Below are 26,999 nucleotides of genomic sequence, written 5' to 3'. Positions count from 1 at the left end.
TTTTACACGCAAAAAGTCCCTAATTAAAAACAAACAATTAATCTTTATATATTTAAGAGTCTTGGTTTAAAACCCAAGACTTTTTTGTGCCAATCCACAATAAATATTTAAAAAAATTACCTTTGCAACTTAAGTTAATCTAATGCGAAAATTCATCCTGGCTTTTATCGATTTTTTCTATCCTCCATTTAAAGGCTTTATTTCTCAGCATAATTTTAGGTATTTGGCAACCGGTGGCAGTACATGGCTTTTGGGTATTGTGGTGTATTGGTTGGCTTTTCACTATCTTTTTTTAGCTGAAGATGTAAATATTCTGTTCTTCACCGTTAGAAGAGAAACCGCAGCATTAATAGCCGATTTTATGGTTGTAATTCCATACAGTTTTTTACTAAACAGGTACGTAATTTTTACGCATAGTGAAGTAAAAGCACATATTCAGTTGCTACGCTTTTTAAACTTAAACTTTATAAACATATTGCTAACCTACGTTATGCAGAAGTTTTTTATCGAGTATTTAGGCGTTTATCCAACCGTTTCAAAAGTTGTAGTTTCAGTTTTAATTGCCGCATTTAGTTATTTATACCAACATTATTTCACTTTTAGCGTTAAAAAAATTGGTGTTAAAAAGAAAGATAAAAAACATTTGTAAAGCAATTTTTTAGCTTTTGGCAAACAGCAGTCCCGCCCCCGTTTCAAGTCCGCAGTTCGTTCCTCACCTTGCGGGCTTTCTCACTTCGGTCGGGTTTAAATGGCGCAGATAATTCAACTATTTTCGTTTCATTTTGCAGGTGCTTTACCTGTTTTTAGCAAAACATACAATGTTTCCTGAGCGATTAAAAAAATAGACTTCGTAAGTTTAGATTGGTTATTGCACAAACTTTGTTTTTAAACGGGATGGACGCGATATCCTTTTTCGTTTTAGTTAAAACCCACAAAGTATCTTAAGCAGTTTCTTTAATATGTGTGGTTATTATGCCTTGCGGCGAAAAAGATTTAGCAAACAGCCCGACTGAAGGACCCAAGAATGTTGGACCTTCATTTTCAAATCAAAAGGGAAATTATTATTTAATATCATAAGGAGTTAATTTGTAGGCTTAATTCTTGCTAAGGTAAAATCAACATCATAACTTAGCCACTAACCAACTTATTTTTATAATACCTATGAGCCATTTTAACGATTTTAATAATGCGCAAGTAGCAAAATTGCCCAATCATTTAAAGCAATTTATTGTTGCCCAGAATTACGAAAAATACACACCGATTGACCAAGCAGTTTGGCGTTATGTAATGCGCCAAAATTATAGTTATTTAAAAAATGTAGCCTATTATCCATACATAAAAGGCTTGCAAAGAGCTGGCTTAAGCATAGAATACATCCCCGATTTACAAACCATGAATGATAATTTAGGTAAAATTGGTTGGGGTGCTGTAACGGTTGATGGTTTTATTCCACCTGCAGCTTTTATGGAATACCAGGCTTACCGAGTTTTGGTTATCGCGGCAGATATTCGTCAAATTAATCATATTGAATACACGCCTGCACCCGATATTATTCACGAAAGCGCCGGCCATGCGCCAATCATTGCCGATACAGATTACAATAATTATTTAAGTTATTTTGGTTCAATTGGCGCAAAAGCAATGTTTTCGGCAAAAGATTTTGAGCTTTATGAAGCCATCAGGAAACTTTCTATTTTAAAAGAAGCTTCAGATGCTGACGACGCTCGAATTGCGAAGGCCGAAAGAGAATTGAAATTTATAAGCGAAAATATGGGTGAGCCTTCAGAAATGGCTTTACTTGGTCGTTTGCATTGGTGGACGGTAGAATACGGATTAATTGGAACGCTTGAAAACCCAAAGATTTATGGTGCGGGTTTACTTTCTTCTATAGGTGAAAGCGCATCATGCATGCAAAAAGAGGTAAAAAAGTTATGGTACACTATTGATACAATAAATTACCAATACGACATTACAAAAACACAGCCGCAACTTTTTGTAACGCCAACTTTTCAAAATCTGATTGATGTTTTAGAAAGCTTTGCCGATACGATGGCATTTAGGCGTGGCGGCACTGAAAGCATTATGAAAGCCATTGCCTGTAAAAATATTGCAACTGCAGTGTACAGTTCGGGCCTTCAAATTAGTGGGGTTTTTACCGATGTTGGTGTAGATGCTAATGACGAATTAACTTTTATTAAAACAACGGGCCCAAGTGCTTTGGCTTTAAATGGCAAACAGTTAAAAAACCATGGAAAAAATTATCACGCCGATGGTTTTTCATCGCCGGTTGGAAGGTTAAAAAACAGTTTAAAACCGCTTGAAGATTACAACGATAATGAACTTAAAGCTGCTGGTATTGGGTTAAATAAACAAGTTTCATTAGTTTTTGAGAGCGGTATTTCGATAGATGCCCTAACGCAGAAAATTTTAAAAGCTGATGATAAAATTATACTCATAACATTTACAAATTGTACAGTTACCGAAAGCAACGGCAACATATTATTTAAACCGGAATGGGGCAATTATGATATGGCAGTTGGAGCTAAAATTGTTTCGGTATTTAATGGAGCGGCAGATAAAGAGGCTTTTGAAATAATTGCGCCAATTAGTATAGAAAAAACCCACAAAGTTGTTTACGATGATAAAACCATTAAATTACACGAATTATATAAGCAGGTTAGAGCAGTACGGGAAACAAATATGGGGTTTGAAAAATTAAGCAATATTTTCGGTCAGCTTAAAACGCAGTATCGCCAGGATTGGCTTTGTGCCTTAGAAATTCTGGAGCTGGTCTTTCATAAAAAAATCTTTCATCAACTAGAAAAAGAAATTCTGGTATATCTTGAAATTAAAGCCGGAAAAGAGCCAGAACACACCAAATTAATTTTGGATGGATTGCATGTTATTAAAAATCCGGTTTCGCAGCTTATAAGCGATTAATTAACTTTGCACTTTAACTAAAGAATTAAGATGAACATCATTATAACAGGTGCAAGCAGCGGCATTGGTTTTGAAACTGCATTAGAGCTCAGTTTACAAAACAATAATAAAATTGTTGCCATTGCCCGTACGGCAGATAAATTGCGTAAACTTTTAGAAATTGCAAAAAGCATTAATCCGGATTGTACATTACTACCTGTAGAATTTGATATTGCTATTGATGATTACGCGGCCTTAATTCCTTTTTTGAAAGAACGTTTAGGTACGATAGATATTCTAATTAACAATGCTGGAACATTAATTAATAAACCATTTTTAGAAACCACTGAGCAAGATTTAGGTGAGATGCTTCAAAGTAATGTGATATCGCATTTTAGAATGATACAAAATACTATTCCATTAATGCAAGCTGGTACACACATCGTTAACATTGGTAGTATGGGCGGTTTTCAAGGGAGCATTAAATTTCCAGGCTTAGCGGCTTACTCGGCTAGTAAAGCAGCATTACACACGCTTACAGAATGCCTTGCTTTCGAGCTTGCAGAAACTGGAATAAAAGTAAACTGCCTGGCTTTAGGTTCTGCACAAACAGAAATGTTAGAAGCCGCTTTTCCTGGATACCAAAGTCCTGTAATGGCTTTTGAAATGGGTAAATATGTAGCAGATTTTGCCAGAACCGGACATAAATTTTTCAATGGAAAAATTATTCCAGTTGCAGTAACAACGCCTTAAAACTTTAAATCTTAAAAATTATTTGTTAATTAGAGTATTGATAATCAATAATTTAAAATATGGAAACAAATAATCCTTTTCAAACAAATCCGGCATCAGCAGACAATGGTAAAAGCGCTTCTATTGTAAGCTATTTCTGGTTTATTGGCTGGTTAATTGCCTATTTTGCCATGTATAAAGATAATAAGACCGACCTGGCTCGCTATCAATTAAGGCAAACGCTATTATTTCATCTTGTAACTACGGTTATAAGTTGGGGTTTAGGTATTTTTATTGGCCTGGCTTTATTTTCAACAGGAGGTACGGCCATTTATTATTTATTAAGAATTATTCAGGTTGTTTTTCTTGTATTTTGGATTATAGGTTTAATTGGCGCCTTTAACGGCGAAAAAAAACCAATACCATTTATCGGAGAAAGGGCACAAACCATGTTTCCGAGCATATAATTACGCTGTAAAAAATTAAATATAACTGAAGCCCAAACTTAGTTGGGCTTCTTTTGTTTTAACTGGTTTTCAACATTTTAACCTGCTTAAAAATATTTTTCTATCTTTGGTAACAACATATGAAGAAAATATTAGCTGTAATTTCGTTTTTCATTTTGTCTGCAACTGCAGTAAATGCCCAAACTCAACTGCCTGCCCAATATCAGGAATTGGTTAAAAAGTTGAGCGAAAACCTTCCGAAAAGTATCGAGGAAGCTCAAAAGGAGCCTAAATCTACAAACTCAACAAGCCTTATTGATTTTGCTAAAAGCATGTTAGGTATTCCTTATCGCTACGCTACCAGCAACCCAAAAGTTGGTTTTGATTGCTCAGGATTTGTGAGCTATGTATTTAGCAATTTTGGTTTCAAAGTACCACGTTCATCAAGAGAATTTAGTTCAACCGGTAAAGCAACCACCCTTGCCAGTGCAAAAGTTGGAGATGTAATTTTATTTACAGGAAGTAATTCGCGAGTACGTAGAATTGGCCATGTTGGAATTATTTATTCTATCGATAATGATGGCATAAAATTTATTCATTCATCTTCAGGTAAATCAAAAGGCGTAACTATTACTGATTTGGATGGACATTACCGCACCAGATTTATGAAAGTGGTTAGTATTTTATAACAACTATTTCTTAATATATTTCCACATTCTGGTTTTTCCATCTGCAATCCATTCTATTGCAGTTTCCAATCTACGCTGCCTGGTTGCTTCGGTTTTAGCTTCCTCTAACCACAAAACGTAATCTTTTTTATTAGAATTACTAAAGTTTTGAAATACGGCTAATGCCTTCGAATCTTCTTGCAAAGCATCGATAAAATACTGTGGTACAATAAGTTCTTTAGGAGTAGCTTTAATTTTTGCTGGTAATTTTATTCCATCTTCATTTAACTGTGTGGCTTGTTGTATATAAGCCATTAATATATCATCCTCTGGTAAGTCATCAAATGATTTTATTTTACCCAGCAAGCCCATTGCTTCGCTACGCTCTTTAAAAACCCCTAATTCATCTTCAATTAGTGAACCTTTCCAAAAGCCAAAAACGCAATGGTTTTTAAATGCAGCCATGTGGCAAACCGTTCCTTTATATTCAAAAAATGGCATGCTCCATTTCATTCGCTCTTCTATCCTGGCATCTGCCCTATGCACCAAATCTCTAAGATGCTCTAATATTGGAATAGCAAATTCAGCCGAATTCGCAATGTATTGGTCTACTGCTACAAGAGTTTTCATATTAAAAATTTTTAGAGTAAAACAATTTTTAGAGCGAGCTCTACATTACCTTTCTGCAACTGCAATTTTGCTAAATCATGCAATTCGCGTTCGCGTGTGTAAGCATCGCCAATAGTCGCATCTAAAACTTCTTTAACCTCGGGTAATTGACTAACCAAATCGATTTCCTCATCTGCTGGCAAATGTTCAACATTTCCAAGCATACCTAAATCATTGCCGGTTAATACTTTTGATAAGCGAACCGATTGCGGTAAACTATCTACACCAATACCCAATTTTGCTAAAGGTTTTGCTACTTTAAACAAATTTTCGGCAGTTACCCTACAATACCAATCGCCGCCTAAACGAGCAACCAAATCAATTTTCTTCTGGTCAATTTTTCCAGTAGCATCTAAAATATCTTCATTGATGTGGATGAGTTTAACTTCCGCCAGAATCAAATTTCCCGCTCCATGATTTTCTCCCAGTGGGATAACCTGATTAATTACACATTCAAATTGAACAGGTGCCTCCGCAACTCTTGGTGGCTTTACCAAATCGGATGGTAGCATGGTAAAACCTGCCTTTTCAAATTCGTTAACACCTTTTGCATATTCGGTGCTTGCCAAACTCATTTGCTGCACCATATCGTAATTAACAATATTAATAACACATTCCTTCACTTGCAATACGTTTTCGAGCGTATGTTTGGTTGTATTATCTCGTACACGTCTCGCCGGCGAAAAAATACAAATCGGTGGCTTGGTGCTAAACATATTAAAAAAGCTAAATGGACTTAAATTAATATTTCCATCGCTATCAATTGTAGATGCAAAGCAAATTGGCCGTGGCGCAATGGCATATTGCAAATAATCTTGAAGCTGTACAGCAGATAAATCTTCGGTTTTGAGGGTTAGCACGGTTGAAAGGTTTTAAAAAATTACATTCAGGAAATTAGTATTATAAACAATAATTGGCAATCAAAGCCGTCATTGCGAAAGCGATTTTTCATCGATTGAAGCAATCTCATTTACGAATTTATTTACTCAAATGAGATTGCCATGTTCCAATGAAAAATCGGAACTCGCAATGACGATCGCCATAATTGGTCAATAAGCATAAACAACAAATGCTAATAAAAATCCACCAACTTTAGTTTGCCGTCATTGCGAAAGCGGTTTTTTATCGATTGAAGCAATCTCGTTAATGAATTCATCAACTCAAATGAGATTGCCACGTTCCGATGAAAAATCGGAACTCACAATAACGATCGACTTAATGGGTCAATAAGCATAAACAACAAATGCTAATAAAAATCCACCAACTTTAATTTGCCGTCATTGCGAAAGCGATTTTTCATCGATTGAAGCAATCTCATTTACGAATTTATTTACTCAAATGAGATTGCCATGTTCCAATGAAAAATCGGAACTCGCAATGACGATCGCCTTAATTGGTCATTAATATGAAAACCGAAACCTGCTTTTCAAATTATCTTATTTCTTCAAAGCCAATATCGAAAAATCTGTGTTTGCCTTTGTAATTGTATTTGTTAGCGCTCCTAAACCGGTGATTTCCATTTCTACAACATCACCTGGCTGCAACCATTGGCTTGTGTAATTAGGGTCGTTGAGTAAACCTGTGCCATTAAGCTCAAGAAAACAGCCCGTACCCACCGTACCAGAACCAATTACATCGCCTGGAAGTATATCTACACCGTAGGCACAACGTTCAATAATTTCGGCAAATGTCCAATCCATGTCGGCGGCGTTGCCTCTAGAAACTTCGATTCCATTTACGTGGCAAGTCATTTTTAAATTATAGGCGTTACCAACATGCCCATCCTTTGGCGCAACTTTGTATTGCTCCAGTTCATCTGGTGTAACCAACCAAGGGCCAATTACGGTAGAAAAATCTTTGCCTTTCGCCGGACCTAAATTCAGCAGCATTTCTTCCATCTGCAAAGTTCTGGCGCTCATATCATTCATTACCATGTAACCTGCAATGTAATCATCAGCTTCTGAAGCCTTTATATTTCTACCTTTTTTACCAATCACGATTGCTAATTCTAATTCAAAATCCAGCTTATCGAAATGGTCGGGCATACATTCGATATCACCAGTTCCCTGAATGGCATTATGATTTGTAAAATAAAAAATCGGATACTCATCAAACTGCGGAATCATATCTACCTTGCGGTTTCTACGGGCCGCAGCAACGTGTTGCCTAAAAGCATAACCATCTCTGCAACTTGTAGGGTGCGGAACGGGCGCCAAAATTTCGTAAAATATCTCTTCTTTAGCTTGTATGGTGCCATTTTTTATGTCAGCATCTACCTTTTTAGCTCGTTCCATTAACACTTCGCCACCTTCCAGAAATTCCTTCATATTATCCGGGATAAGCTTATCGCAACTATTAAGATTATAAATATGTCCGTTATTGAAAATGCCAAGATGCTCCTGGTCTTCGGTTTTGTAGGATACAAATTTCATATACGATTTGGTTAAAATACGTGGTAAAGCTAATGATTTAGGGCAGTAATTAAAATGATGAAAAAATTATTTAATCTCAATACATTCTTTCGAAACCGGGTTTATGAATTGTAAACCCTTTAATATTCTTTGGATACTATTCATAAAATTAAAATAGAGATTTCCAGAACAAAAAAAGCTCAGCAATTGATAGAAAGAACTAAATGTAAAGAAATTTTATCTTCGAAATAAAATCTGTAATTTAGCAGAATCAAAACCATGATTTTAAAAGCATTACATATTAACTTAGTGAACGACGCGATTGCTGCACGTCGCTATAAGATGCTATCTAAATTAATCATGGCTCAGTATTCTCTGTAATTTTCCGCAACTACCTTTTTGATTAAAACGCCTTGCCGTTTTAATAGTCGATTATTAAGATTTTTTTCTAACCTAACATAAATCAATATGCCTGTTTATCATAAATTGGGGCAAATTCCTGCAAAGCGGCACACGGTTTTCCGTAAACCTGATGGAAATTTGTACGCCGAAGAGTTGGTATCAACCGAAGGTTTTTCTAGCCTTTACTCTTTAGTTTACCATTGCCACCCGCCTACTATTGTAAAACATTTGGGCGAGCCTTACAATGTTGAGCCAAAAATAGCTCGCGAAAAGCACCTTAAACACACCAGTTTAATAGGTTTTAAAATTAAGCCCGAAGATGATTTTTTAAAAAGCCGTAAGGCTGTTTTGGTGAACAGCGATTTACATATCGTTTTGGCGGCGCCAAGAAAATCTATGACAGATTACTTCTATAAAAATAGCCAGGCTGATGAAATGATTTTTGTGCATGAAGGTTCGGGGAAACTAAAAACCGGTTTTGGCGAAATTAAATTTGTTTATGGCGATTATTTAATTATTCCGCGTGGCACTATTTACCAAATGGAATTTGACACGGAAGATAATCGTTTGTTTATTGTAGAAAGTTTTAGTCCGTTGAGGCCACCAAAACGTTATTTAAACCAATACGGACAATTAATGGAACATGCCCCGTATTGCGAGCGAGATTTAAGATTACCAGAAAATTTGCAAACGCATGATGAATTTGGCGATTTTAAAGTGCTCATTAAAAAGCAAGGCCTGATTTATCCGTATACATACGGCACGCATCCATTCGATTATGTGGGCTGGGATGGTTACCACTACCCATACGCATTCTCTATACACGATTTTGAGCCTATAACCGGTCGCTTGCACCAACCGCCACCGGTTCATCAAACTTTTGAAGGACACAACTTCGTTGTTTGTTCTTTCGTTCCACGTAAATATGATTACCATCCAGATTCTATTCCGGCGCCATATAACCATAGTAATGTAGATAGCGATGAAGTGCTTTATTATGTTGATGGCGATTTTATGAGCAGAAAAAGTGTGGTAAAAGGACAAATCACTTTACATCCCGGCGGCATTCCGCATGGGCCACATCCCGGAACGGTTGAAAAATCGATAGGAAAAGAAAAAACGGATGAACTTGCTGTAATGATTGACCCTTTTAAACCTTTAATGTTAACGCAGGAAGCTTTAGATATTGAGGATGAAAATTATCATAAAAGCTGGCAGGAAAATATAGAATAAGATAAGTCTTTAGCCGGAAGTTCGAAAACTTATCACATAAAAGAATTATTGAATAAAATTAATTGACTTCGGTCTTAAATAAAAAATCTTCGGATACTTAATTCGGCATCCGAACACAATACAACAAAAATGGAAGCACTAACATTCGCAGAAAAAATATCTAAAGCACAAGATTTTCTGCCAATTAATGGAACAGATTATATAGAATTTTATGTGGGTAATGCTAAACAGGCGGCTCATTATTATAAAACCGCTTTTGGTTTCCAAAGTCTGGCCTACGCCGGACCAGAAACTGGTGTTCGCGACCGTGCATCGTATGTTTTGCAGCAGGGCAAAATCAGGTTAATATTAACTACGGCTTTAAAATCAGAGCATCCAATTTCTGAACATGTAAAAAAACATGGCGATGGTGTTAAAGTTTTAGCACTTTGGGTTGATGATGCTTACAGTGCGTTTGAAGAAACGACTAAACGTGGAGCTAAATCATATTTAGAGCCGCAAACTTTAACCGATGAGAATGGTGAAGTTAAAATGAGTGGCATATACACTTATGGCGAAACGGTGCACATGTTTATCGAAAGAAAAAATTACAAAGGAACTTTTATGCCGGGTTATCGCGTTTGGGAAAGTGATTATAAACCAGCTGATGCCGGACTTTTATACATTGACCATTGTGTTGGAAATGTGGGTTGGAATAGAATGAATGAAGCGGTGCAGTGGTATGAAGATGTGATGGGTTTCGTTAATATTTTATCTTTTGATGATAAACAAATCAACACCGAATATTCTGCTTTAATGAGCAAGGTTATGAGCAATGGTAATGGCTTTTCAAAATTCCCGATTAATGAGCCTGCAGAAGGCAAAAAGAAATCGCAAATTGAAGAATACCTTGAATATTACGAAGGCGAAGGCGTACAACACATTGCCGTTGCTACAAAAGATATTGTTAGTACCGTAAAAGAATTAAAATCGCGTGGTGTAGAATTTTTAAGCGCTCCACCAGAAGCTTACTACGATATGATGCCGCAAAGAGTTGGCAAAATCGACGAAGAAATTAAAATTCTTGAAGATTTAGGCATTTTGGTTGATTGCGATGAGGAAGGTTATTTATTACAGATATTCACCAAACCGGTAGAAGACCGACCAACTTTGTTTTTTGAAATTATTCAACGCAAAGGCGCTCAAAGCTTTGGCGCAGGTAATTTTAAAGCGTTGTTCGAATCTTTAGAAAGAGAACAAGAATTAAGAGGAAATTTGTAATTAATGATGAAAGTGCATGTTATCTTTCGTTTAAAGGCATTCTTCACTAAAACTTCATAATTGAAGTGCACCTTTGAAATAACAAAACACGAAGCGATTTCTATTTTGTTAAATTCTAAAAAATCATAATTAGTTTTTTAGTTTTCCGGTTACCCTTATCTGATACCTCCTGTATTGCAAAATACGGGAGGTTTTTTTTACTAACCGAGCTTCTGTCGTTTAATTAAATAGGCCTGTAATATTGGATAAAATCCTTCACTAATATCAGCATCAATTAAATCAATTTTATATTGTGCACACTTTAATGCAATATTTTGCCTGTAAGCAGCTACTGCATTTGTATAATTTTCTTTAACCTGGTTGGTATGAACTTTAATTGTATCGCCGGTTTCCATATCTATAAACTGATAAGGGCGATTTTCGAACTCAAAATTAACTTCTTTTGATTTATCAACTACGTTGAAAACAACAATTTCGTGTTTGTTAAATTTTAAATGTTGCAAGGCATCAAAAAATTCATCGGTTTTTTGAGTGTTGGTTTGCGTATTAAATAAATCGCTGAAAATTACTACCAATGATCGTTTATGTATCAACTCTGCCACCTGATGCAAGGCTTCACTCAAATTTGTTTGTGCATTAACTTTGGGTTTTTGCAATAACTCATCAAGCTTGGTAAATAAATATTTTTGATGAACAGTTGTAGATTTTGCGGGTGTATTTAATAAAATTTCATCCGCGAAAAGACTTAAACCAAAAGCATCTCTTTGTTTTTTTAACAAGTACATTAATGATGCCGCCGCTTGAATTGCAAAAGTTAATTTATTGTTTTTTGGTTCGGGGAAATACATCGACGAAGAAACATCGATAACAAACTGACAACGAAGATTGGTTTCTTCCTCAAACCTTTTACTGTAGAGCTTATCGGTTTTGGCGTATAATTTCCAATCAATATTTTTAACATTATCGCCATTGTTATATTGCCTGTGCTCGGCAAATTCTACAGAAAACCCATGAAAAGGACTTTTATGTAAACCTGTAATAAAACCTTCAACAACCTGTTTTGCTAATAATTCGAGGTTTCCATAGCCCGACTCGTTTTCATAATTAAGTTCCTGCATAGAGTAAAGCTAATAAAAGATATATGAAGGGCGAAGCAATTTATTTTTCGTAAATCACATCATAACTGTCACATTGAGCCTGTCGAAATGTTTTTAATAAATTCTTCGACAAGCTCAGAATGACAAATACTATAAGAACTTCAGATATTGATTTTGGCTAATCTGTGCTACTATCCACAGTTCATAAACCCAATGGCAGTGGCAGCCTCCGATTTTTCATCGGAGCTATAACGGACAGTGGGACTGAAATTGCGAAGAATTGCTGAACATTCATTTCCAAAAAAAATAAATTTAATTCAAAAGAGAATTTATCATAAGACCTTTCATTCGGCTGTGGTTGTCACGTTGAGCTTCCCCAAGTTTCGGGAAGCTCAGGATGACCGTGAAGTCTTATAATGATTCTTTTATTTCTTCGCTATTTTATAAAGTTTTCCATTGTCGGTAACGCTGTACATGGCGCCATCTTTACCTTCAACCATATCTCTAAAACGTTCGCCTTTGCCTTCGAGCAAGCGCTCTTCGCCAACGATTTTATTATCTTTAATTACCAATCTGATAATATGAGAACCGCTTAATGCGCCTACAAAAAGATTTCCCTTCCACTCGGCTATAGCGCTACCGTTATAAAACGCAATGCAACCAGGTGAAATACTTGGGTTCCAATAATAAACCGGCTGTTCCATTCCTTCTTTTTGCTGAATGCCATCCCCTACTTTCTTACCGCTATATTCTGTTCCGTAAGTAATAATTGGCCAGCCATAATTTTTACCAGGTTTAATTAAATTTACTTCATCACCACCTCTTGGTCCAAATTCAGCTTCCCATAAATCGCCTGTTAGAGGGTTAATAGCCAAACCATCAGGGTTACGTAAACCTAAAGCATAAATTTCTGGTCGGGCATCTGCTTTACCAGCAAAAGGACCATTTGGAACAGGTTTACCATCTTTAGATAAATGCAGAATTTTTCCTAATGATGAGTTTAAATACTGTGCCTGAATTCTGATATCGCCGCCTGAACGCTCTCCTGTACTCACAAACAAGTTACCGTTTTTATCAAACACAATTCTTGAACCATATTGAAGTTTACCTCCGTAAGCTGGCGTAGCACGATAAATAATGGTTTGATTTTCGATTGAAGTTTCGCTAGCCGCTAATTTGCCTTTTGCAATGGCTAGTAAAACGCCCTTATCTTGCGGCTCGGAATAAGCCCAATAAATCATTCTGTTTTTAGCAAAATCTGGATCTAAAGTTACATCCAACAAACCGCCCTGGCCAGAATCATCTACCTTCGGCAAACCTTCTATCGTTTTACTTAATTTTCCATCTGCTGTTAAAATTACCATGTTACCGGCTTTTTGAGTGATTAAAAAACCACCTTTTGGAAGCTCTGAAATTGCCCAAGGGCGATCAAGTTTATCGTTAAGGATAGAAATATTGAGTTCTGTTTTCGTTTTAACACCTGCAATTCTGGTTTGACCATCAAAAGCGGGTTTAAAATCTGCCGTTGCCTTTTGAGTTTCTACAGGAGTTTGTGCCGAAGCAATTGCTGAAATGCCTAAATTAATAAGGCAGCAAGAAATTATAAATGTTGATGTTTTACAGTTGGATAGTTTCATTAGTTATGATTTTGTTAGATAAAAGAACAAAAAATATCTGTAATAAAAAACCCGAACTCTGTAACGAATTCGGGTTATATATTTTAATAAAGCAAGCTTTATTGAATTAAGCTAATTGCTTATTTAATTTTTCAGCTAATACTGATTTTGGAACCGCACCAACTTGTTTATCAACAACCTGACCATCTTTAAAATATAGTAATGCAGGAATGTTACGGATACCGAATTGCATAGAAATTTGAGGGTTGTTATCTACGTTAACTTTACCAACGATAGCTTTGCCATCATATTCTTTAGCGATTTCTTCTACTACCGGACCCACCATGCGACAAGGGCCACACCATTCTGCCCAAAAATCTACTAATACTGGTTTATCTGATTTTAATACAAGCTCCTCGAAGTTTGCATCTGTGATTTCTAATGCCATAATCTATTTTTTTATGTTCAAATATATATATTCAATTCTAATGCCACCAATAGTGTAATGCCAATTTGACATTTGCGTGGTTTGTCTCACACTTTCTTCATTGCAAGGCACGAAGCAACCGTTATAGTTGAGATTGTTTCGTGCCTTGTAATGAGAATGTTTATCTTAGTTTAACTTATAATTTACAACATTCAATCCGGTTATTTGTTCTAAGAACTTGTTGTTAGGGTTTATCTTTAAATTTTTAGAAGGCAAATCTAACATAAACTCCTTTTCTCTATCGTAAATTGCAAAATTTAGCTGACAGTTTTGCTGTTCGGAATTTGCCTTATTGTCTGCTAATATTTCTTCAATCTGGCGCATCAATTCGTCATTAACCTTTTCTATCGGAACCTGAATGGTAATTGTTTTTGCTAGTTTATCTCGCAGCTCAGACATTAAGTTTATTGAAGTAACTTTAAATTCCCAATCGCCGGCTTTTCCAAAACGCTCGCCTACTCTGCCTCTAATTTGAAGGAAATAACCTTCGGTTAAGAAAGATTTAAACTTCAGGAAATCTTCTCCAAAAAGTGCCATTTCGCTGGCATCATCATAATCTTCGAAAACGAAAGTACCAAACGGCTTGCCGGTTTTAGTTATACGTTGCGAGGCTGTTACAACCAAACCACCTACACAAAGTTCGCGGTTTTTTAATTTTTCAAATTCAGCTAAAACATCTTCATTCGTATCGCCCATGCGTACTTTATTAATAATGCTTAACTGGCGAACGCCATGCGTACAGAATTTATCGAGCTCTAACTTATAATTATCCAAAGGATGGCCCGAAAGAAAGATACCGATAGCATCTTTTTCGTATTTCAACCTATCCATTAAAGCCCACTCTGGCGATACCGGTAAAGATGGTTCTAAAATCATATCTGCCTTTGAGCCACCAAATAACGAACCTTGAGATGTGTTTTCATTATTCTGAAAATCGTTAGCGTATTTGATTATTTTCTCGATACCATTCATTTTATCATTTGGCCCGATGTAAAAATATTGCGCTCTATGATGCCCGAAAGCGTCAAAGGCACCGCTATATACAAAACTTTCGTAAGCTTTTTTATTTACAATTCTTGTGTTAGAGCGTTTCGCGAAATCGTAAATGCTGTTGTAAGTTCCTTTTTCTAATCTTTCTTCGATGATACTTTCTACCGCTTTTTCACCTACGCCTTTAACCGCCGACATGCCAAAACGAACCTCTCCGTTTGTATTAACAGAGAATTTTAAGTCAGATTCGTTTACATCAGGACCCAGTACAGTTACGCCCATTTGCCGACATTCTTCCATAAAAAAAGCTACTTGTTTAATATCGCTCATGTTATTGGAAAGTACAGCTGCCATATATTCTGCCGGATAATGTGCCTTTAAAAACGCAGTTTGATAAGCAATCCAGGCGTAACAAGTAGAGTGAGATTTATTGAAGGCATAAGATGCAAAAGCTTCCCAATCCTTCCAGATTTTTTCTAATGTATCCGCGGCATGTCCTTTTTCTGAAGCTTGCTTCACAAACTTAGGCTTCATCTTATCCAAAACATCCTTCTGTTTTTTACCCATTGCTTTACGCAACACATCGGCCTCACCTTTGGTAAAACCTGCTAATTTTTGCGATAAAAGCATTACCTGCTCCTGGTAAACGGTAATACCATAGGTTTCCTTTAAGTATTCCTCACAGGCATCTAAATCATATTTTATATCTTCTTCGCCGTTTTTCCGCCTAACAAAACTTGGAATATATTCCATCGGTCCTGGTCTGTACAAAGCATTCATGGCAATTAAATCATCAAAAACCGTTGGCTTTAACTCCTTCATGTATTTCTGCATACCCGGACTCTCGTACTGGAAAATACCAATGGTTTCTCCACGCTGGAAAAGTTCGTAAGTGGCTACATCATCTATCGGGAAGTTATCCGGATCTAAATCTATATTATGTCTTTTCTTAACAAGTTTAACCGTGTCTTTAATTAAAGTAAGGGTTTTTAAACCCAAAAAGTCCATTTTTAATAAACCAGCGCTTTCTACAACGGAGTTATCAAACTGGGTTACATATAAATCAGAATCTTTTGCGGTTGCTACCGGAACAAAATTGGTGATATCGCTTGGAGTAATAATTACACCGCAGGCATGAATACCAGTATTTCTTAACGAACCTTCTAAAACTTGCGCTTGTTGAATGGTTTCGGCGCTTAAATCTTTAAGCCCGCCCATGTTTTTAAGTTCAACAACACGTTCGTATTCATCCGGACGTAATGCATCTTTTAGCGCTTTTTCATCAAGATTGAAGATTTTTGCAAGCTTCATATTCGGAATCAGCTTTGCAATTTTATCTGCTTCAAAAAGTGGTAAATCTAAAACCCTTGCCGTATCTCTTATGGATGACTTTGCAGCCATTGTACCATAGGTAATAATTTGAGCGACCTGACTAGAACCGTATTTATTAATTACGTATTCCATTACACGCCCACGACCTTCATCATCAAAATCGATATCGATATCGGGCATGGAAACACGATCGGGATTTAAGAAACGCTCAAAAAGGAGGTCATATTTAATAGGGTCGATATTGGTAATCCAAAGGCAATAAGCCACTACAGAACCTGCCGCCGAACCACGACCCGGTCCTACTGAAACATCCCTCCTTCTGGCCTCTGCAATAAAATCCTGAACAATTAAAAAATATCCCGGGTAACCGGTTTTCTCAATCGTTGCCAATTCAAAATCCAACCGCTCGGTAACATCAGGCGTTAAAACACCATAACGTTTTTTTGCACCTTCGTAAGTTAAGTGCCTTAAATACTTATTCTCTCCACGTTTACCACCGTCAGCTTCATCTTCAGCTACTAAAAACTCCTCAGGAATATCAAATTTTGGAAGTAAAACTTCTCGGGCAAGTTTGTAGGTTTCAATCTTATCTACTATTTCCTGTATGTTTAAAATCGCCTCTGGCAAATCGGCAAAAAGCGATTTCATTTCATCGGCAGATTTGAAATAATATTCTTGATTTGGCAAGCCATAACGGTAACCACGTCCACGACCAATTGGTGTTGCCTGCTTCTCACCATCTTTTACACAAAGCAAAATATCATGCGCATTTGCATCTTTTTTGTTGATGTAATAAATATTGTTTGTAGCTACCAGCTTAACATTATGTTTTCTTGCCAGTAATATCAGTGATTCATTTACACGATTTTCATCTTCCTGATTGTGGCGCATTACCTCAATGTAAAAATCATCGCCAAACTTCTCTTTCCACCAAATCAATGCTTCCTCGGCCTGGGTTTCGCCCATGTTTAAAATCTTACTCGAAATTTCTCCCGATAGATTTCCGGAAAGTACGATGATATCGTCTTTGTATTGCTCAATTACGTTCCTATCGATACGTGGAACGTAGTAAAAACCTTTCGTGTAAGCAATAGACGACATTTTGGCCAGGTTGTGATAACCATTTTTGTTCTTTGCCAAAAGCACCATTTGGTAACCATTATCTTTTGCAGTTCTGTCCAAATGATTATCGCACACAAAAAATTCGACACCAACAATTGGTGTCATAACCATTTCAGTTGGTCTTTCACCAGCTTCTATAGCTGCAGCATTTTTAGCTTCTGCAGCTTTATTATGGTTTAAAACATTGTTCACAAAGTGAAAAGCGCCCATCATATTGGCATGATCGGTCATGGCAACGGCAGGCATTTTATTTGCAGCCGCAGCTTTAACCAAATCGGGTATACTGATGGTACTTTGTAAAACTGAAAACTGTGTATGATTGTGTAAGTGCACAAAGGTTGCCGCAGCAAGTTCCTGCTTATTACCTTCTAATTCTTGTTTAGAAATCCCACCACCTTCAGCTTTTTGAATGCGTTTACGAATTTCATCAGACGCGGCCTTTAAATTGATGTGTTTTAAGCCAATTCCTTTAATTGTTGCAGGATTTACCGCTCTAAATTGCGGGAAATATTCGGCATCAACTAAAAGTTCTTCTTTCTTAAATACTTCGCGTTTTACCAGCTCCAGAAAACAACGTGTGGTAGCTTCTACATCGGCCGTTGCATTGTGTGCTTCGTTAAATGGTTCGCCAAATAAATAGCTATGCAATTCGGTTAAAGTTGGCAATTTAAATTTACCACCTCTACCGCCCGGCAATTGCAAAAGTTGCGCAGTAACTTCTGTACAGGTATCTAAAACCGGCATTTCTGCCATTCGATTTGCAACACCAAAGCGATGAAATTCGCAACCCATTATATTCACATCAAAGCCAACGTTTTGGCCAACAATGAACTTTGCTTTGTTCAGTACTTCGTTAAATTTAGCGAGCATTTCATCAAAAGAAATGCCTTGTTCAACGGCTAAATCGGTCGAAATACCATGAATTCTTTCAGCATCATAAGGAATATTAAATCCTTCCGGTTTAACCAGATAATCCTGATGCTCAACCAATCGCCCCATCTCATCATGCAATTGCCATGCAATTTGAACACAACGCGGCCAGTTATCGGTATCGGTAATTGGTGCATTGTAGTTACGCGGCAAACCCGTGGTTTCAGTATCAAAAATTAAGTACATACGCTGGTTAAAGAATTAGCCGTTCAGAATAATAACGGTTCTTCAAAAATAAGGATTTTGATAGGCTGATTTGTCAAATTTTATCAACAAAAAACTCAAATTATTATGCACAAAAAAAGCCGAAATAAAATTCTATTTCGGCTTTGATTTCACGAAAAAATAGGATATTATCCTTTCAAAGTTTCTAAAAGCACATTTGCAGCTTCTTCTGATGAACCTGGGTTTTGTCCGGTAATTAACAAACCATCTTTTTTAACATAAGAACTCCAATCTGCACCTTTACTATAATGCCCACCAAGCTTTTGCAATTCATCTTCCAGCAAAAACGGCACAACATCTGTCAACTTAACAGCTTCTTCTTCAGTATTTGAGAAACCGGTAACTTGTTTATCTTTTACTAAAGGATTGCCATCCTTATCCTTAACTTTTATTAAAACTCCAGGTGCATGGCATACAAAAGCAACAGGTTTTTCAGCATTGTAAAAAGATTCAATTAAAGAAATTGATTTCTCGTCGTTTGCCAAATCCCAAAGTGGTCCATGTCCGCCCGGGTAAAAAACAGCATTGTAATCGGCTTCATTTATTTCAGCCAGTTTATGTGTTTTGCTAAGCTTATCTTTTAATTCTTCATCAGCTTTAAATCTTTTTGTTGCTTCGGTTTGCGCATCCGGAGCATCGCTTTTTGGATCGATAGGCGGCTGACCACCTTTTGGCGATGCAAGGGTAATTTCTACTCCTGCATCTGATAAAACATAATATGGAGCCGCAAATTCTTCAATCCAAAAACCTGTTTTTTCACCTGTATTTCCCAATTCGCTGTGGGATGTTAAAATCATTAATACTTTCATTATTTATTTTATTTATGTTGATGCTGGCTCTATATTAATGCCAGAAAATGGTTTCTTTATTAAAATGACAAATGCAATACGTTTGGCTAAAAATGTTCCTGACTTGTCAATTTACTTACATCATATCCTTTTACACGGCATCTTTCAATTATATCAGTTAACAAATCAGCTTCCATTCTAGGTGCTCTTGCCATAATAAAAAGATATTTTTCGTCGGGATGACCTACCACAACATAACTGTAATCATCTGCCAATTCTATAATCCAATAACCAATTTTGAAAGGCCACAAAAATTGAGCTTTCATATCGCCGTCAGCTTTCTCATCATAAAAAAACAATTTTGAAGTGATGGATTTTTCTTCCGGATTACCTTCTTTATGGTAAGTTGTTAAAACATCGAAATGATCATCATCTTTTAATGTATAAGTTTCTGTTGTTTGTTTCCAATTCTTATCCATTAAAGTTGGGATAGAATATAATGAATACCATTTTCCGGCAAAGGCATTCAAATCGATATTAGAGATTGGTTTGTTTTCCATATTTATTTGCGTATTAATTAAATTATTCATGCTCCTGACTAACCAATTTGCTCACATCATAACCTTTATTTTTACATCTTTCTACAATTTGCTGCATTAGGTTTTTATCAAGATTTGGTTTGCGAGACATAATAAAAAGATACTTTTTATCTGGGTGACCTACTACTAGATAACTGTAATCTTGGGGCAGCTCGATTACCCAATAACCAACCTTTATAGGCCAAAAAAATTGCGCCTTCATCTTTCCATCCGGTTCATCCGAATAAAAAAATAATTTAGATTTTATAGATTGCTCTTCAGCTTCACCTTGTTTATAATAAGTGGTAAAAACATCAAAACGATTATCTTTTAGCGTGTAGTTTTCTATTGTTTTACGCCATTTTTTATCTAAAAAAGTTGGTATGCTGGTTAATGAATACCATTTTCCCTGAAATTTATTAAAATCTATTTTAGCTATTGGCTGATTTTTTAAATCTTCTTTATGTTGATTTTCTAGAATAGAAAAAGCGAACAATGCTGGAATGGAGATGGCTAAAAGAAGAAAAACTTTGTAGGTATTTAATCTCATAATGTGTTTAAAGTTTTAACAGACTAGTAGTCATAAAGTTTTGAAAAGCATTTTTAAACCTTATATTTATTTATACCTTCGATAGGTAATTAACAGCAAACCATAAAAAATATAGATATATGAAAGTAACGGTTGTAGGAGCAGGCGCTGTAGGCGCAACTTGTGCAGATAACATTGCACGCAAAGAACTGGCTAACGAGCTTGTATTATTAGATATTAAAGAAGGTTTCGCCGAAGGTAAAGCCATAGATATGATGCAAACGGCTACCCTTTTAGGCTTCGATACAAAAATTTCGGGTGTAACAAATGATTACAGCAAAACAGCTGGTTCGGATGTGGTAGTTATTACATCGGGATTACCACGTAAACCAGGCATGACCCGTGAAGAACTTATTGGAATTAATGCCGGCATTGTAAAAGGTGTAGCAGAAAATATATTAAAATTTTCGCCAGAGGCGATTATCATTGTAATTAGTAATCCAATGGATACAATGACCTATTTGGCATTGAAATCTTTAGGTTTACCAAAAAATCGCATTATTGGTATGGGCGGCACTTTAGATAGTTCTCGTTTCAAATTCTATTTATCTCAGGCTTTAGATTGTAACCCAAATGATTTACAAGGTTTTGTTATTGGCGGACACGGAGATACAACTATGATTCCGTTAACTCGCTTAGCTACTTACCAGAGTTTACCTGTAAGCAATTTATTGGATAAAGCTACGCTCGATAAAGTGGCTGCTGATACAATGGTTGGTGGCGCAACACTTACTGGCTTAATTGGAACATCTGCATGGTATGCACCCGGTGCAGCCGGCGCCGCTTTAGTTGAAGCTATTTTACGTGATGAGAAAAAACTTTTCACTTGCTGCGTTTCTTTGGAAGGTGAATATGGCCAAAACGATATTTGCTTGGGCGTACCAGTTATTATTGGCAGAAATGGTTGGGAAAAAATTATCGATTTTAAATTAACTGATGATGAGCAAACTGCATTTAACAAAAGTGCCGATGCCGTTAGAAACATGAATAGCGTATTAGCTGATATGAAATTGGTTTAATATTTAGAGAATTGAAGCAACGCAGCTAGAAGTTTAACGTCTTCTGTTTTAAGCCTCAATGATTAAATTATTATGAAAACAATTTCTATTCCACTTAAACTTATAAACTTACAAGATGATGGCTTCCACCTTTTGGTGGAAGTTGTTGTTTTTAAGGAAAAGCATTTTGCCGTTCTGGATACCGGCGCTTCGAGAAGTGTTTTTGATAAATCATTAATTGAAAAGCATCTTGCTGAAACCATTACAGTATCTGAAGAAATTAATGCCGCAACACTTTTTACAACTACAACAACCATACAAGCTACTATTCCTGAGTTAAAAATCGGTAGGTTGAAAATTCCTTACTATGAAACTGTAGCATTTGATTTGCAATCGGTAAGCGATACCTACCAACAATTTGGGCACCCGCCAATTGGCTGTATCATTGGTGGCGATATTTTAATGAAGCATAAAGCCATCATCGATTATGAGAATTTGCATCTTATTCTTCAAAGATAATCTTCAAACTTATTCATACCATATTTTAAAAGTCCGTATAACTCCATATTTGCATCAGCATGAAAAGTGATATTAGAGATAGAAAAGACATTATACTTTTGGTTGATACTTTCTATAAAAAAGTGGAGCAAAACAATAAAATCGGACCAATTTTTACGGATGTTGCAAAAGTAGATTGGTTGCATCACCTGCCTAAAATGTACGATTTTTGGGAAAGTATTCTATTTGGGAAAGCAATTTATAAAGGCAACCCAATGCTTACACATTTCGATTTGCACAAGAAAGTTGACTTACATCAAGCTGAATTTGAAGAGTGGAAAGGCTTATTTTATAACACTGTTGATGATTTATTTAAAGGAACAAATGCAGAAGCCATTAAGCAAAAAGCTCAATCGATTGCTGATTTAATGCATTTTAAGCTCAACAATCCTAAACCCAAAATTAATATCGTTTAAAAAATTTGTGTCGTTAGGTTGAATATTTTAAATTTAGGTAACCAAACTAATAGAATATGAAATTTTTAAAAGTATTATTGGGAATTATTGTTGTATTGGCAATAATTCTGGTGGTAGGAAGTTTCTTTTTACCCAAAACTTATTCAGTAAGCAGAAGTACAACTATAAATGCTTCAGATAGCGTAGTGTACAGAAACATTGCTGATTTTAATCAATTCTACACCTGGAACCCATGGGCAAAAATGGAACCTACAGCCAAAACAACCTTTGAAGGAACGCCATGCGAACCTGGACATGTTTACGCATGGGTGGGCAAAGAAACGGGTTCTGGTGAAATGAAAATTTTAAAAGCAGAGCCAAATAAACAAGTAGATATAGATTTATTTTTTAAAGAACCATTTGAAAGCCATGCAGATACAAAATTTGATATTGCACCTGATAATGGTGGCAGCAAAGTAACCTGGACCATGAGTGGCGAAAATAATTTTATAAGCAAATGGATGTGTTTGGTTATGGGTGGTATGGATAAAATGATAGGAAAAGATTTTGAAAGTGGTTTAGCATCCTTAAAAGAAAAATCAGAAAAGGGCATCTAAATTCATTTTTTTATAATTTAGCCTTTCGTTAAGCGAAAGGCTTTTTTTATGTTATTTTTTTGTTGATAAACTTTAATGTTTATTTTACGATAATCTAATCAATAAAGATTTGTTAATTCCCAATCCTTTAAATTAATTACTGAAATATGAATTTGTTAATTGTTGAAGATGAGCCAAATGTGGTTTCAGTAATTTCAAGAGGTTTAACTGAAGAAGGTTTTGAAGTGAGTATTGCTCCTGATGGTTTAATAGGCAAGCAAATGGCTTTAAATAATGATTTTAGTTTAATTATACTTGATATTATGCTACCCGGCATTAATGGATTAGAATTATGCAAAATTATAAAAGAGCAAAAGCCCAATACACCCGTAATTATGCTCACGGCATTAGGTACTACAGAAAATGTGGTAAATGGACTAGATAACGGCGCCGACGATTACCTGATTAAACCATTTAAGTTTGCCGAGCTTTTTGCCCGGATAAGAACCTTATTAAGAAGATATAGCGGCGCTCCTGCTAGCGATCAAATTATTCATATTGCTGATTTGAAGATAAACGTAAGCGCCAAAACCGTTCAGCGAAACAATGAAGATATTATTTTAACTGCTACTGAATACAGGTTATTGGAGTTTATGGCTAAAAATAAATCGAAAATATTATCTCGGATTGATATTTTAGAGAGTGTTTGGGATATTGATTTTAACCTCGGCACCAACGTTGTTGATGTATATGTTAATTATTTACGTAAAAAAATCGATAAAAATTACGAACCTAAATTAATCCGTACTGCTGTTGGTTTGGGTTATGTTTTAAGAGAACAATAATGTCTATCGCCAAAAAAATCACCTTACTTTTCGTAATACTTTCTGCAGTAATTATTTCCCTGTTAAGTGGTTTTGTTTGGTATTTTTCTAATGAATTTGCTTTCGAAGATTTTTATAAACGTTTAGAGGCAAGGGTTAACATTGCAGCCCAAATAAAACTTTACAAAGATGTTAACAATAGCGCATACGCTAAAATGCGTAACCAATATTTAGAGCGCCTTCCATCAGAAAGAGAATATATTATTGAAGCCGGGAAAACCGAAAAAAAACTAGACAGAGAGCTTCCCTCAAGTTTTTATAAAAGAATTAATGCTGGTTTAACTGCAAGGTATAGAACCGATAATCATTTTTATGCAGGTAAATTTTTTAAAAATACTTCCGGAAGTTATATAGTAATTGTATCAGCGAATGATCCGGTAGGTTTTAGAGAGCTGAAAGACCTGCAAAAAATCCTAATCATTGGTTTTTTCCTATCGGTATTTTTATCCTTTATTGTTGGGTGGAAATTTTCTGATTACATGCTTCGCCCTTTACGGAAAATTATTAAAAGCGTAAAGCACATGAAAGCTGAGAATTTACACATGCGCCTTGATGTTAAGAAAGGCAAAGATGAAATGACTCAGCTTGCTGAAACTTTTAACAATATGTTAAATCGTTTAGAAACAGCTTTCGAAACACAAAACAACTTTATAAGCAATGCTTCGCATGAGTTACGTACACCATTAACGGTAATTAGTGGTGAACTTGAGCTTGCCATAAACACCAAACAGGATGCAGAAAAGCAACACATAGCCTTAACAAAAATTAAAGATGAAGCCGATAGATTAGAGCACATTCTAACCAGTTTACTAGGCTTGGCACAATCTGGCTTTAATGGCAAAAACCAACCTTGGGAATTAGTTAGAGTGGATGAAATTGTTTGGGAAGTTATAGAAGCCGTTAGCCTGGTTCATCCGGAAAATAAAATTGAAGTGGATTTGAGTAAACTACCGGATGATGAAAATCAATTGGTAATCAGAGCAATCAAAAACCTGGTAAAATTGGCCATTTCAAACATTGTAAGTAATGCCTGCAAATATTCAAATAATAATATAGTCACCGTATTAATAGAGGCCAATCAAAATACTGTTTCTGTGGCGATTACCGATAAAGGTATTGGTATTCCACAATCTGATATTCAGCATATTTTCGAGCCTTTTTACAGGGCATCAAACACCAATGAATTTAAAGGTTATGGCGTTGGCTTACCACTCTCATTAAATATTATCCGCCTGCATCGAGGCAGCATTGGCATCAAATCTCAGGTTGGTGTTGGTACTGAAATTAAGGTAATGATACCAATACATTCCTAAAAGGGATAAATTTAGGCAGATTTATTCTTGCAAAGAATAAGTTTTTCCAATTCTAATCTCGTTTTAATCCTGCTCTTATTTCGCTGTAATCTCTATGGCTTAAAATTGTAATGTAATATTTATCAATTTAAAAAGCACAGCCATGAAAACAGTATTAGTACCAACAGATTTCAATTTAGAAAGCACTAAAATTATCGATGCGCTTGTTCAAGACCAACCGCATGAAAAATTAAACATAATCTTTTTACATGCATTTAAACTGTCAGATTCTATTACTGATATGTTAATGTTAAGTCGCCGCAGCCGTGATTACGAAAATGTGAGCGACGAATTTTATCAAACTCTAAATCAATACCGAGAAAAGTTTCCAAATCAGGTTGCTACAACTGGAGTAGAATATTTCTATGGAAGTACAGTTGCCGCCTTTAAAAATTTTATCGAAGCTTTTGACGTTGATTTCATCGCCTATCCAAAAGCATACAATTTTTGTCCGATTAATAAGTACAGTATCAATCCAAAATTTTTAACAGAACGTTCTGGATGTGCTGTTCTGGAATTAGACATTAACAACATTCGTGTTCCGGAAAACTTAATTGACACCAAAATCCCGGAAAAAGAGCTTATAGAGGCAACCGCCTAACCACTCATCAATTTAAATCAAATTACCATGCTGTTACGCAATAATATTCCGCTCACCTATATATTTGGAAAGATTAAAACAGAATTACTTTTTGTAATAACCTACTCCGTAGGTATTGTTGTACTCTACCAAAATTTTCACATTACACGCATCTCCATTCCGGTAGCAGTTCCCGCACTTTTAGGTACCGTTATTTCACTTTTATTAGCATTCAGATCTAACCAGGCTTACGATAGATGGTGGGAAGCCAGAATACTTTGGGGTGCAATTGTTAACGATTCACGATCAATCTCCCGTCAGATATTATCTTTTGTAGAAAATCCATACGGGCAGGACGACATTGAGCATTTTAAACAAAAATTTATTAAACGACAAATTGCATGGTGTTATGCTTTAAGTCAGTCTTTAAGGGGTTTTAATCCACGCAAAGGACTTGAGCAATATTTATCTCCGGAAGAAATGGCTTTTTTAAAAACGCGTAAAAATGTTACGGTTACCATTTTAGAATTACATGCGATGGATTTGAAAAAAGCCTTGCAAGAAGGATGGATTAATAAATATCAGCAAATTGAAATTGATAAAACCATTACTGCCTTATGTAACCACATGGGCGGCTCTGAAAGGATTAAAAACACAGTGTTTCCGGTAACTTATAGCAAATATATAAGCATGTCTATCCATTTATTTATCGTTTTGTTGCCATTTGGTTTGATAGAATATTTTGGATACATGGAAGTTCCGCTAGTTGTTGCCATTGCTGCATTTTTCTTATTGGTTGAAAAAATGGCTGTGCATTTGCAAGATCCATTTGAGAATAAGCCAACAGATACACCCACAACAACCATTTGCAGAACTATTGAAAGGGATTTATTACAGATGCTGGATGATAACAAATTATATGAGGATAAACCTCAAACCGAACTTGCACCTATGGGCTCGTACTATATTTTGTAAAAAGATAGTTTTTAGTTACATCTCATAATTTGGGATGGTTAGTTAGCCAGCGCCTTTAATCCGGATGGAGAAATGGCAAAGCAAAGTTTGATAGTTGACTCTACAATTATCAATGTAAATGTAAAAACCTCTTCAAGTATAACTCGAAGAGGTTTTTTATTTTCTGT

The 26,999-nt window shown here is 35.9% G+C and carries 25 protein-coding genes; 15 read left to right on the top strand and 10 right to left on the bottom strand.

Annotation, left to right across the window (positions count from 1 at the left end; genetic code table 11):
• The first annotated feature begins 142 nt into the window (after positions 1-142).
• The 5 genes from LUA86_RS12145 (at position 143) to LUA86_RS12125 (ending at position 4,786) form a co-directional block, all read left to right on the top strand.
• On the top strand, positions 143-649 hold the full coding sequence (locus LUA86_RS12145) for a GtrA family protein (protein WP_231462815.1): 507 nt from the start codon (positions 143-145) through the stop codon (positions 647-649).
• A gap of 512 nt (positions 650-1,161) precedes the next feature.
• Positions 1,162-2,940 carry an aromatic amino acid hydroxylase gene (locus tag LUA86_RS12140; protein ID WP_231462812.1) on the top strand — a complete coding sequence of 593 codons (1,779 nt, stop codon included), beginning with the start codon at positions 1,162-1,164 and terminating at the stop codon, positions 2,938-2,940.
• A 30-nt stretch (positions 2,941-2,970) separates the two neighbouring features.
• Positions 2,971-3,672, top strand: coding sequence for an SDR family oxidoreductase (locus tag LUA86_RS12135; RefSeq protein ID WP_231462809.1), 702 nt, complete (start codon positions 2,971-2,973; stop codon positions 3,670-3,672).
• Between the two features lie 59 nt (positions 3,673-3,731).
• Positions 3,732-4,118 (top strand): DUF4870 domain-containing protein, encoded by a 387-nt coding sequence (locus LUA86_RS12130; RefSeq protein ID WP_231462792.1) that lies wholly within the window; start codon positions 3,732-3,734, stop codon positions 4,116-4,118.
• A gap of 119 nt (positions 4,119-4,237) precedes the next feature.
• Entirely contained in the window at positions 4,238-4,786 is a 549-nt protein-coding gene (locus LUA86_RS12125) for a C40 family peptidase (RefSeq protein ID WP_231462788.1), read from the top strand.
• A gap of 3 nt (positions 4,787-4,789) precedes the next feature.
• Here the strand turns inward: LUA86_RS12125 and LUA86_RS12120 are convergent, their stop codons facing one another.
• From LUA86_RS12120 to LUA86_RS12110, 3 genes are all read right to left on the bottom strand, one after another.
• Complete coding sequence (locus tag LUA86_RS12120) at positions 4,790-5,395, bottom strand: YdeI family protein (RefSeq protein WP_231462786.1); 606 nt, start codon at positions 5,393-5,395, stop codon at positions 4,790-4,792.
• A gap of 11 nt (positions 5,396-5,406) precedes the next feature.
• Positions 5,407-6,294: a flavin reductase family protein gene (locus LUA86_RS12115; RefSeq protein ID WP_231462784.1), complete on the bottom strand. Its 888-nt coding sequence runs from the start codon at positions 6,292-6,294 to the stop codon at positions 5,407-5,409.
• Between the two features lie 576 nt (positions 6,295-6,870).
• Positions 6,871-7,866, bottom strand: coding sequence for a fumarylacetoacetate hydrolase family protein (locus LUA86_RS12110; RefSeq protein WP_231462782.1), 996 nt, complete (start codon positions 7,864-7,866; stop codon positions 6,871-6,873).
• Positions 7,867-8,313: 447 nt separating this feature from the next.
• On the opposite strand from LUA86_RS12110, the gene LUA86_RS12105 reads away from it, so the two are divergent.
• Together LUA86_RS12105 and hppD are read left to right on the top strand one after the other, a co-directional pair.
• Positions 8,314-9,480 (top strand): homogentisate 1,2-dioxygenase, encoded by a 1,167-nt coding sequence (locus LUA86_RS12105; RefSeq protein ID WP_231462767.1) that lies wholly within the window; start codon positions 8,314-8,316, stop codon positions 9,478-9,480.
• A 129-nt stretch (positions 9,481-9,609) separates the two neighbouring features.
• Complete coding sequence (gene hppD / locus LUA86_RS12100; RefSeq protein WP_231462765.1) at positions 9,610-10,740, top strand: 4-hydroxyphenylpyruvate dioxygenase; 1,131 nt, start codon at positions 9,610-9,612, stop codon at positions 10,738-10,740.
• A gap of 200 nt (positions 10,741-10,940) precedes the next feature.
• Here the strand turns inward: hppD and LUA86_RS12095 are convergent, their stop codons facing one another.
• From LUA86_RS12095 to LUA86_RS12065, 7 genes are all read right to left on the bottom strand, one after another.
• Positions 10,941-11,858, bottom strand: a complete 918-nt coding sequence (locus LUA86_RS12095; protein ID WP_231462763.1) for a DUF58 domain-containing protein — start codon at positions 11,856-11,858, stop codon at positions 10,941-10,943.
• A 404-nt stretch (positions 11,859-12,262) separates the two neighbouring features.
• Positions 12,263-13,474 carry a PQQ-dependent sugar dehydrogenase gene (locus LUA86_RS12090; RefSeq protein ID WP_231462755.1) on the bottom strand — a complete coding sequence of 404 codons (1,212 nt, stop codon included), beginning with the start codon at positions 13,472-13,474 and terminating at the stop codon, positions 12,263-12,265.
• A 106-nt stretch (positions 13,475-13,580) separates the two neighbouring features.
• A complete protein-coding gene (gene trxA / locus LUA86_RS12085) occupies positions 13,581-13,901 on the bottom strand; it encodes a thioredoxin (protein ID WP_109923776.1) in 321 nt (106 codons plus the stop codon).
• Positions 13,902-14,066: 165 nt separating this feature from the next.
• Positions 14,067-18,500 carry a DNA polymerase III subunit alpha gene (gene dnaE / locus LUA86_RS12080; protein ID WP_231462746.1) on the bottom strand — a complete coding sequence of 1,478 codons (4,434 nt, stop codon included), beginning with the start codon at positions 18,498-18,500 and terminating at the stop codon, positions 14,067-14,069.
• 167 nt (positions 18,501-18,667) lie between these two features.
• Positions 18,668-19,348, bottom strand: coding sequence for a type 1 glutamine amidotransferase domain-containing protein (locus LUA86_RS12075; RefSeq protein WP_231462744.1), 681 nt, complete (start codon positions 19,346-19,348; stop codon positions 18,668-18,670).
• Positions 19,349-19,434: 86 nt separating this feature from the next.
• Positions 19,435-19,887, bottom strand: coding sequence for a lipocalin family protein (locus tag LUA86_RS12070; RefSeq protein ID WP_231462742.1), 453 nt, complete (start codon positions 19,885-19,887; stop codon positions 19,435-19,437).
• Between the two features lie 22 nt (positions 19,888-19,909).
• On the bottom strand, positions 19,910-20,455 hold the full coding sequence (locus LUA86_RS12065) for a lipocalin family protein (protein ID WP_231462733.1): 546 nt from the start codon (positions 20,453-20,455) through the stop codon (positions 19,910-19,912).
• A 119-nt stretch (positions 20,456-20,574) separates the two neighbouring features.
• On the opposite strand from LUA86_RS12065, the gene mdh reads away from it, so the two are divergent.
• The 8 genes from mdh (at position 20,575) to LUA86_RS12025 (ending at position 26,832) form a co-directional block, all read left to right on the top strand.
• Positions 20,575-21,513, top strand: a complete 939-nt coding sequence (mdh, locus tag LUA86_RS12060) for a malate dehydrogenase (RefSeq protein WP_231462716.1) — start codon at positions 20,575-20,577, stop codon at positions 21,511-21,513.
• A 72-nt stretch (positions 21,514-21,585) separates the two neighbouring features.
• Complete coding sequence (locus LUA86_RS12055) at positions 21,586-22,011, top strand: aspartyl protease family protein (RefSeq protein ID WP_231462714.1); 426 nt, start codon at positions 21,586-21,588, stop codon at positions 22,009-22,011.
• A gap of 59 nt (positions 22,012-22,070) precedes the next feature.
• On the top strand, positions 22,071-22,466 hold the full coding sequence (locus tag LUA86_RS12050; RefSeq protein WP_231462711.1) for a group III truncated hemoglobin: 396 nt from the start codon (positions 22,071-22,073) through the stop codon (positions 22,464-22,466).
• A 56-nt stretch (positions 22,467-22,522) separates the two neighbouring features.
• Positions 22,523-23,062: an SRPBCC family protein gene (locus LUA86_RS12045; protein WP_231462703.1), complete on the top strand. Its 540-nt coding sequence runs from the start codon at positions 22,523-22,525 to the stop codon at positions 23,060-23,062.
• A 146-nt stretch (positions 23,063-23,208) separates the two neighbouring features.
• Positions 23,209-23,886, top strand: coding sequence for a response regulator transcription factor (locus LUA86_RS12040; protein ID WP_231462697.1), 678 nt, complete (start codon positions 23,209-23,211; stop codon positions 23,884-23,886).
• Entirely contained in the window at positions 23,886-25,238 is a 1,353-nt protein-coding gene (locus LUA86_RS12035; RefSeq protein WP_231462694.1) for a HAMP domain-containing sensor histidine kinase, read from the top strand. Before LUA86_RS12040 ends, LUA86_RS12035 begins: the two co-directional genes overlap by 1 nt.
• A 142-nt stretch (positions 25,239-25,380) precedes the next feature.
• Positions 25,381-25,878, top strand: coding sequence for a hypothetical protein (locus tag LUA86_RS12030; protein ID WP_231462692.1), 498 nt, complete (start codon positions 25,381-25,383; stop codon positions 25,876-25,878).
• 27 nt (positions 25,879-25,905) lie between these two features.
• Complete coding sequence (locus LUA86_RS12025; protein ID WP_231462690.1) at positions 25,906-26,832, top strand: bestrophin family protein; 927 nt, start codon at positions 25,906-25,908, stop codon at positions 26,830-26,832.
• Positions 26,833-26,999: the final 167 nt, after the last annotated feature.

This window comes from Pedobacter sp. Leaf132 (assembly GCF_920984695.1).
Lineage (GTDB): Bacteria > Bacteroidota > Bacteroidia > Sphingobacteriales > Sphingobacteriaceae > Pedobacter.
The sequence above is the reverse complement of the archived record's forward strand: the minus strand, read 5'-3'. Positions and strand labels throughout refer to the sequence as shown.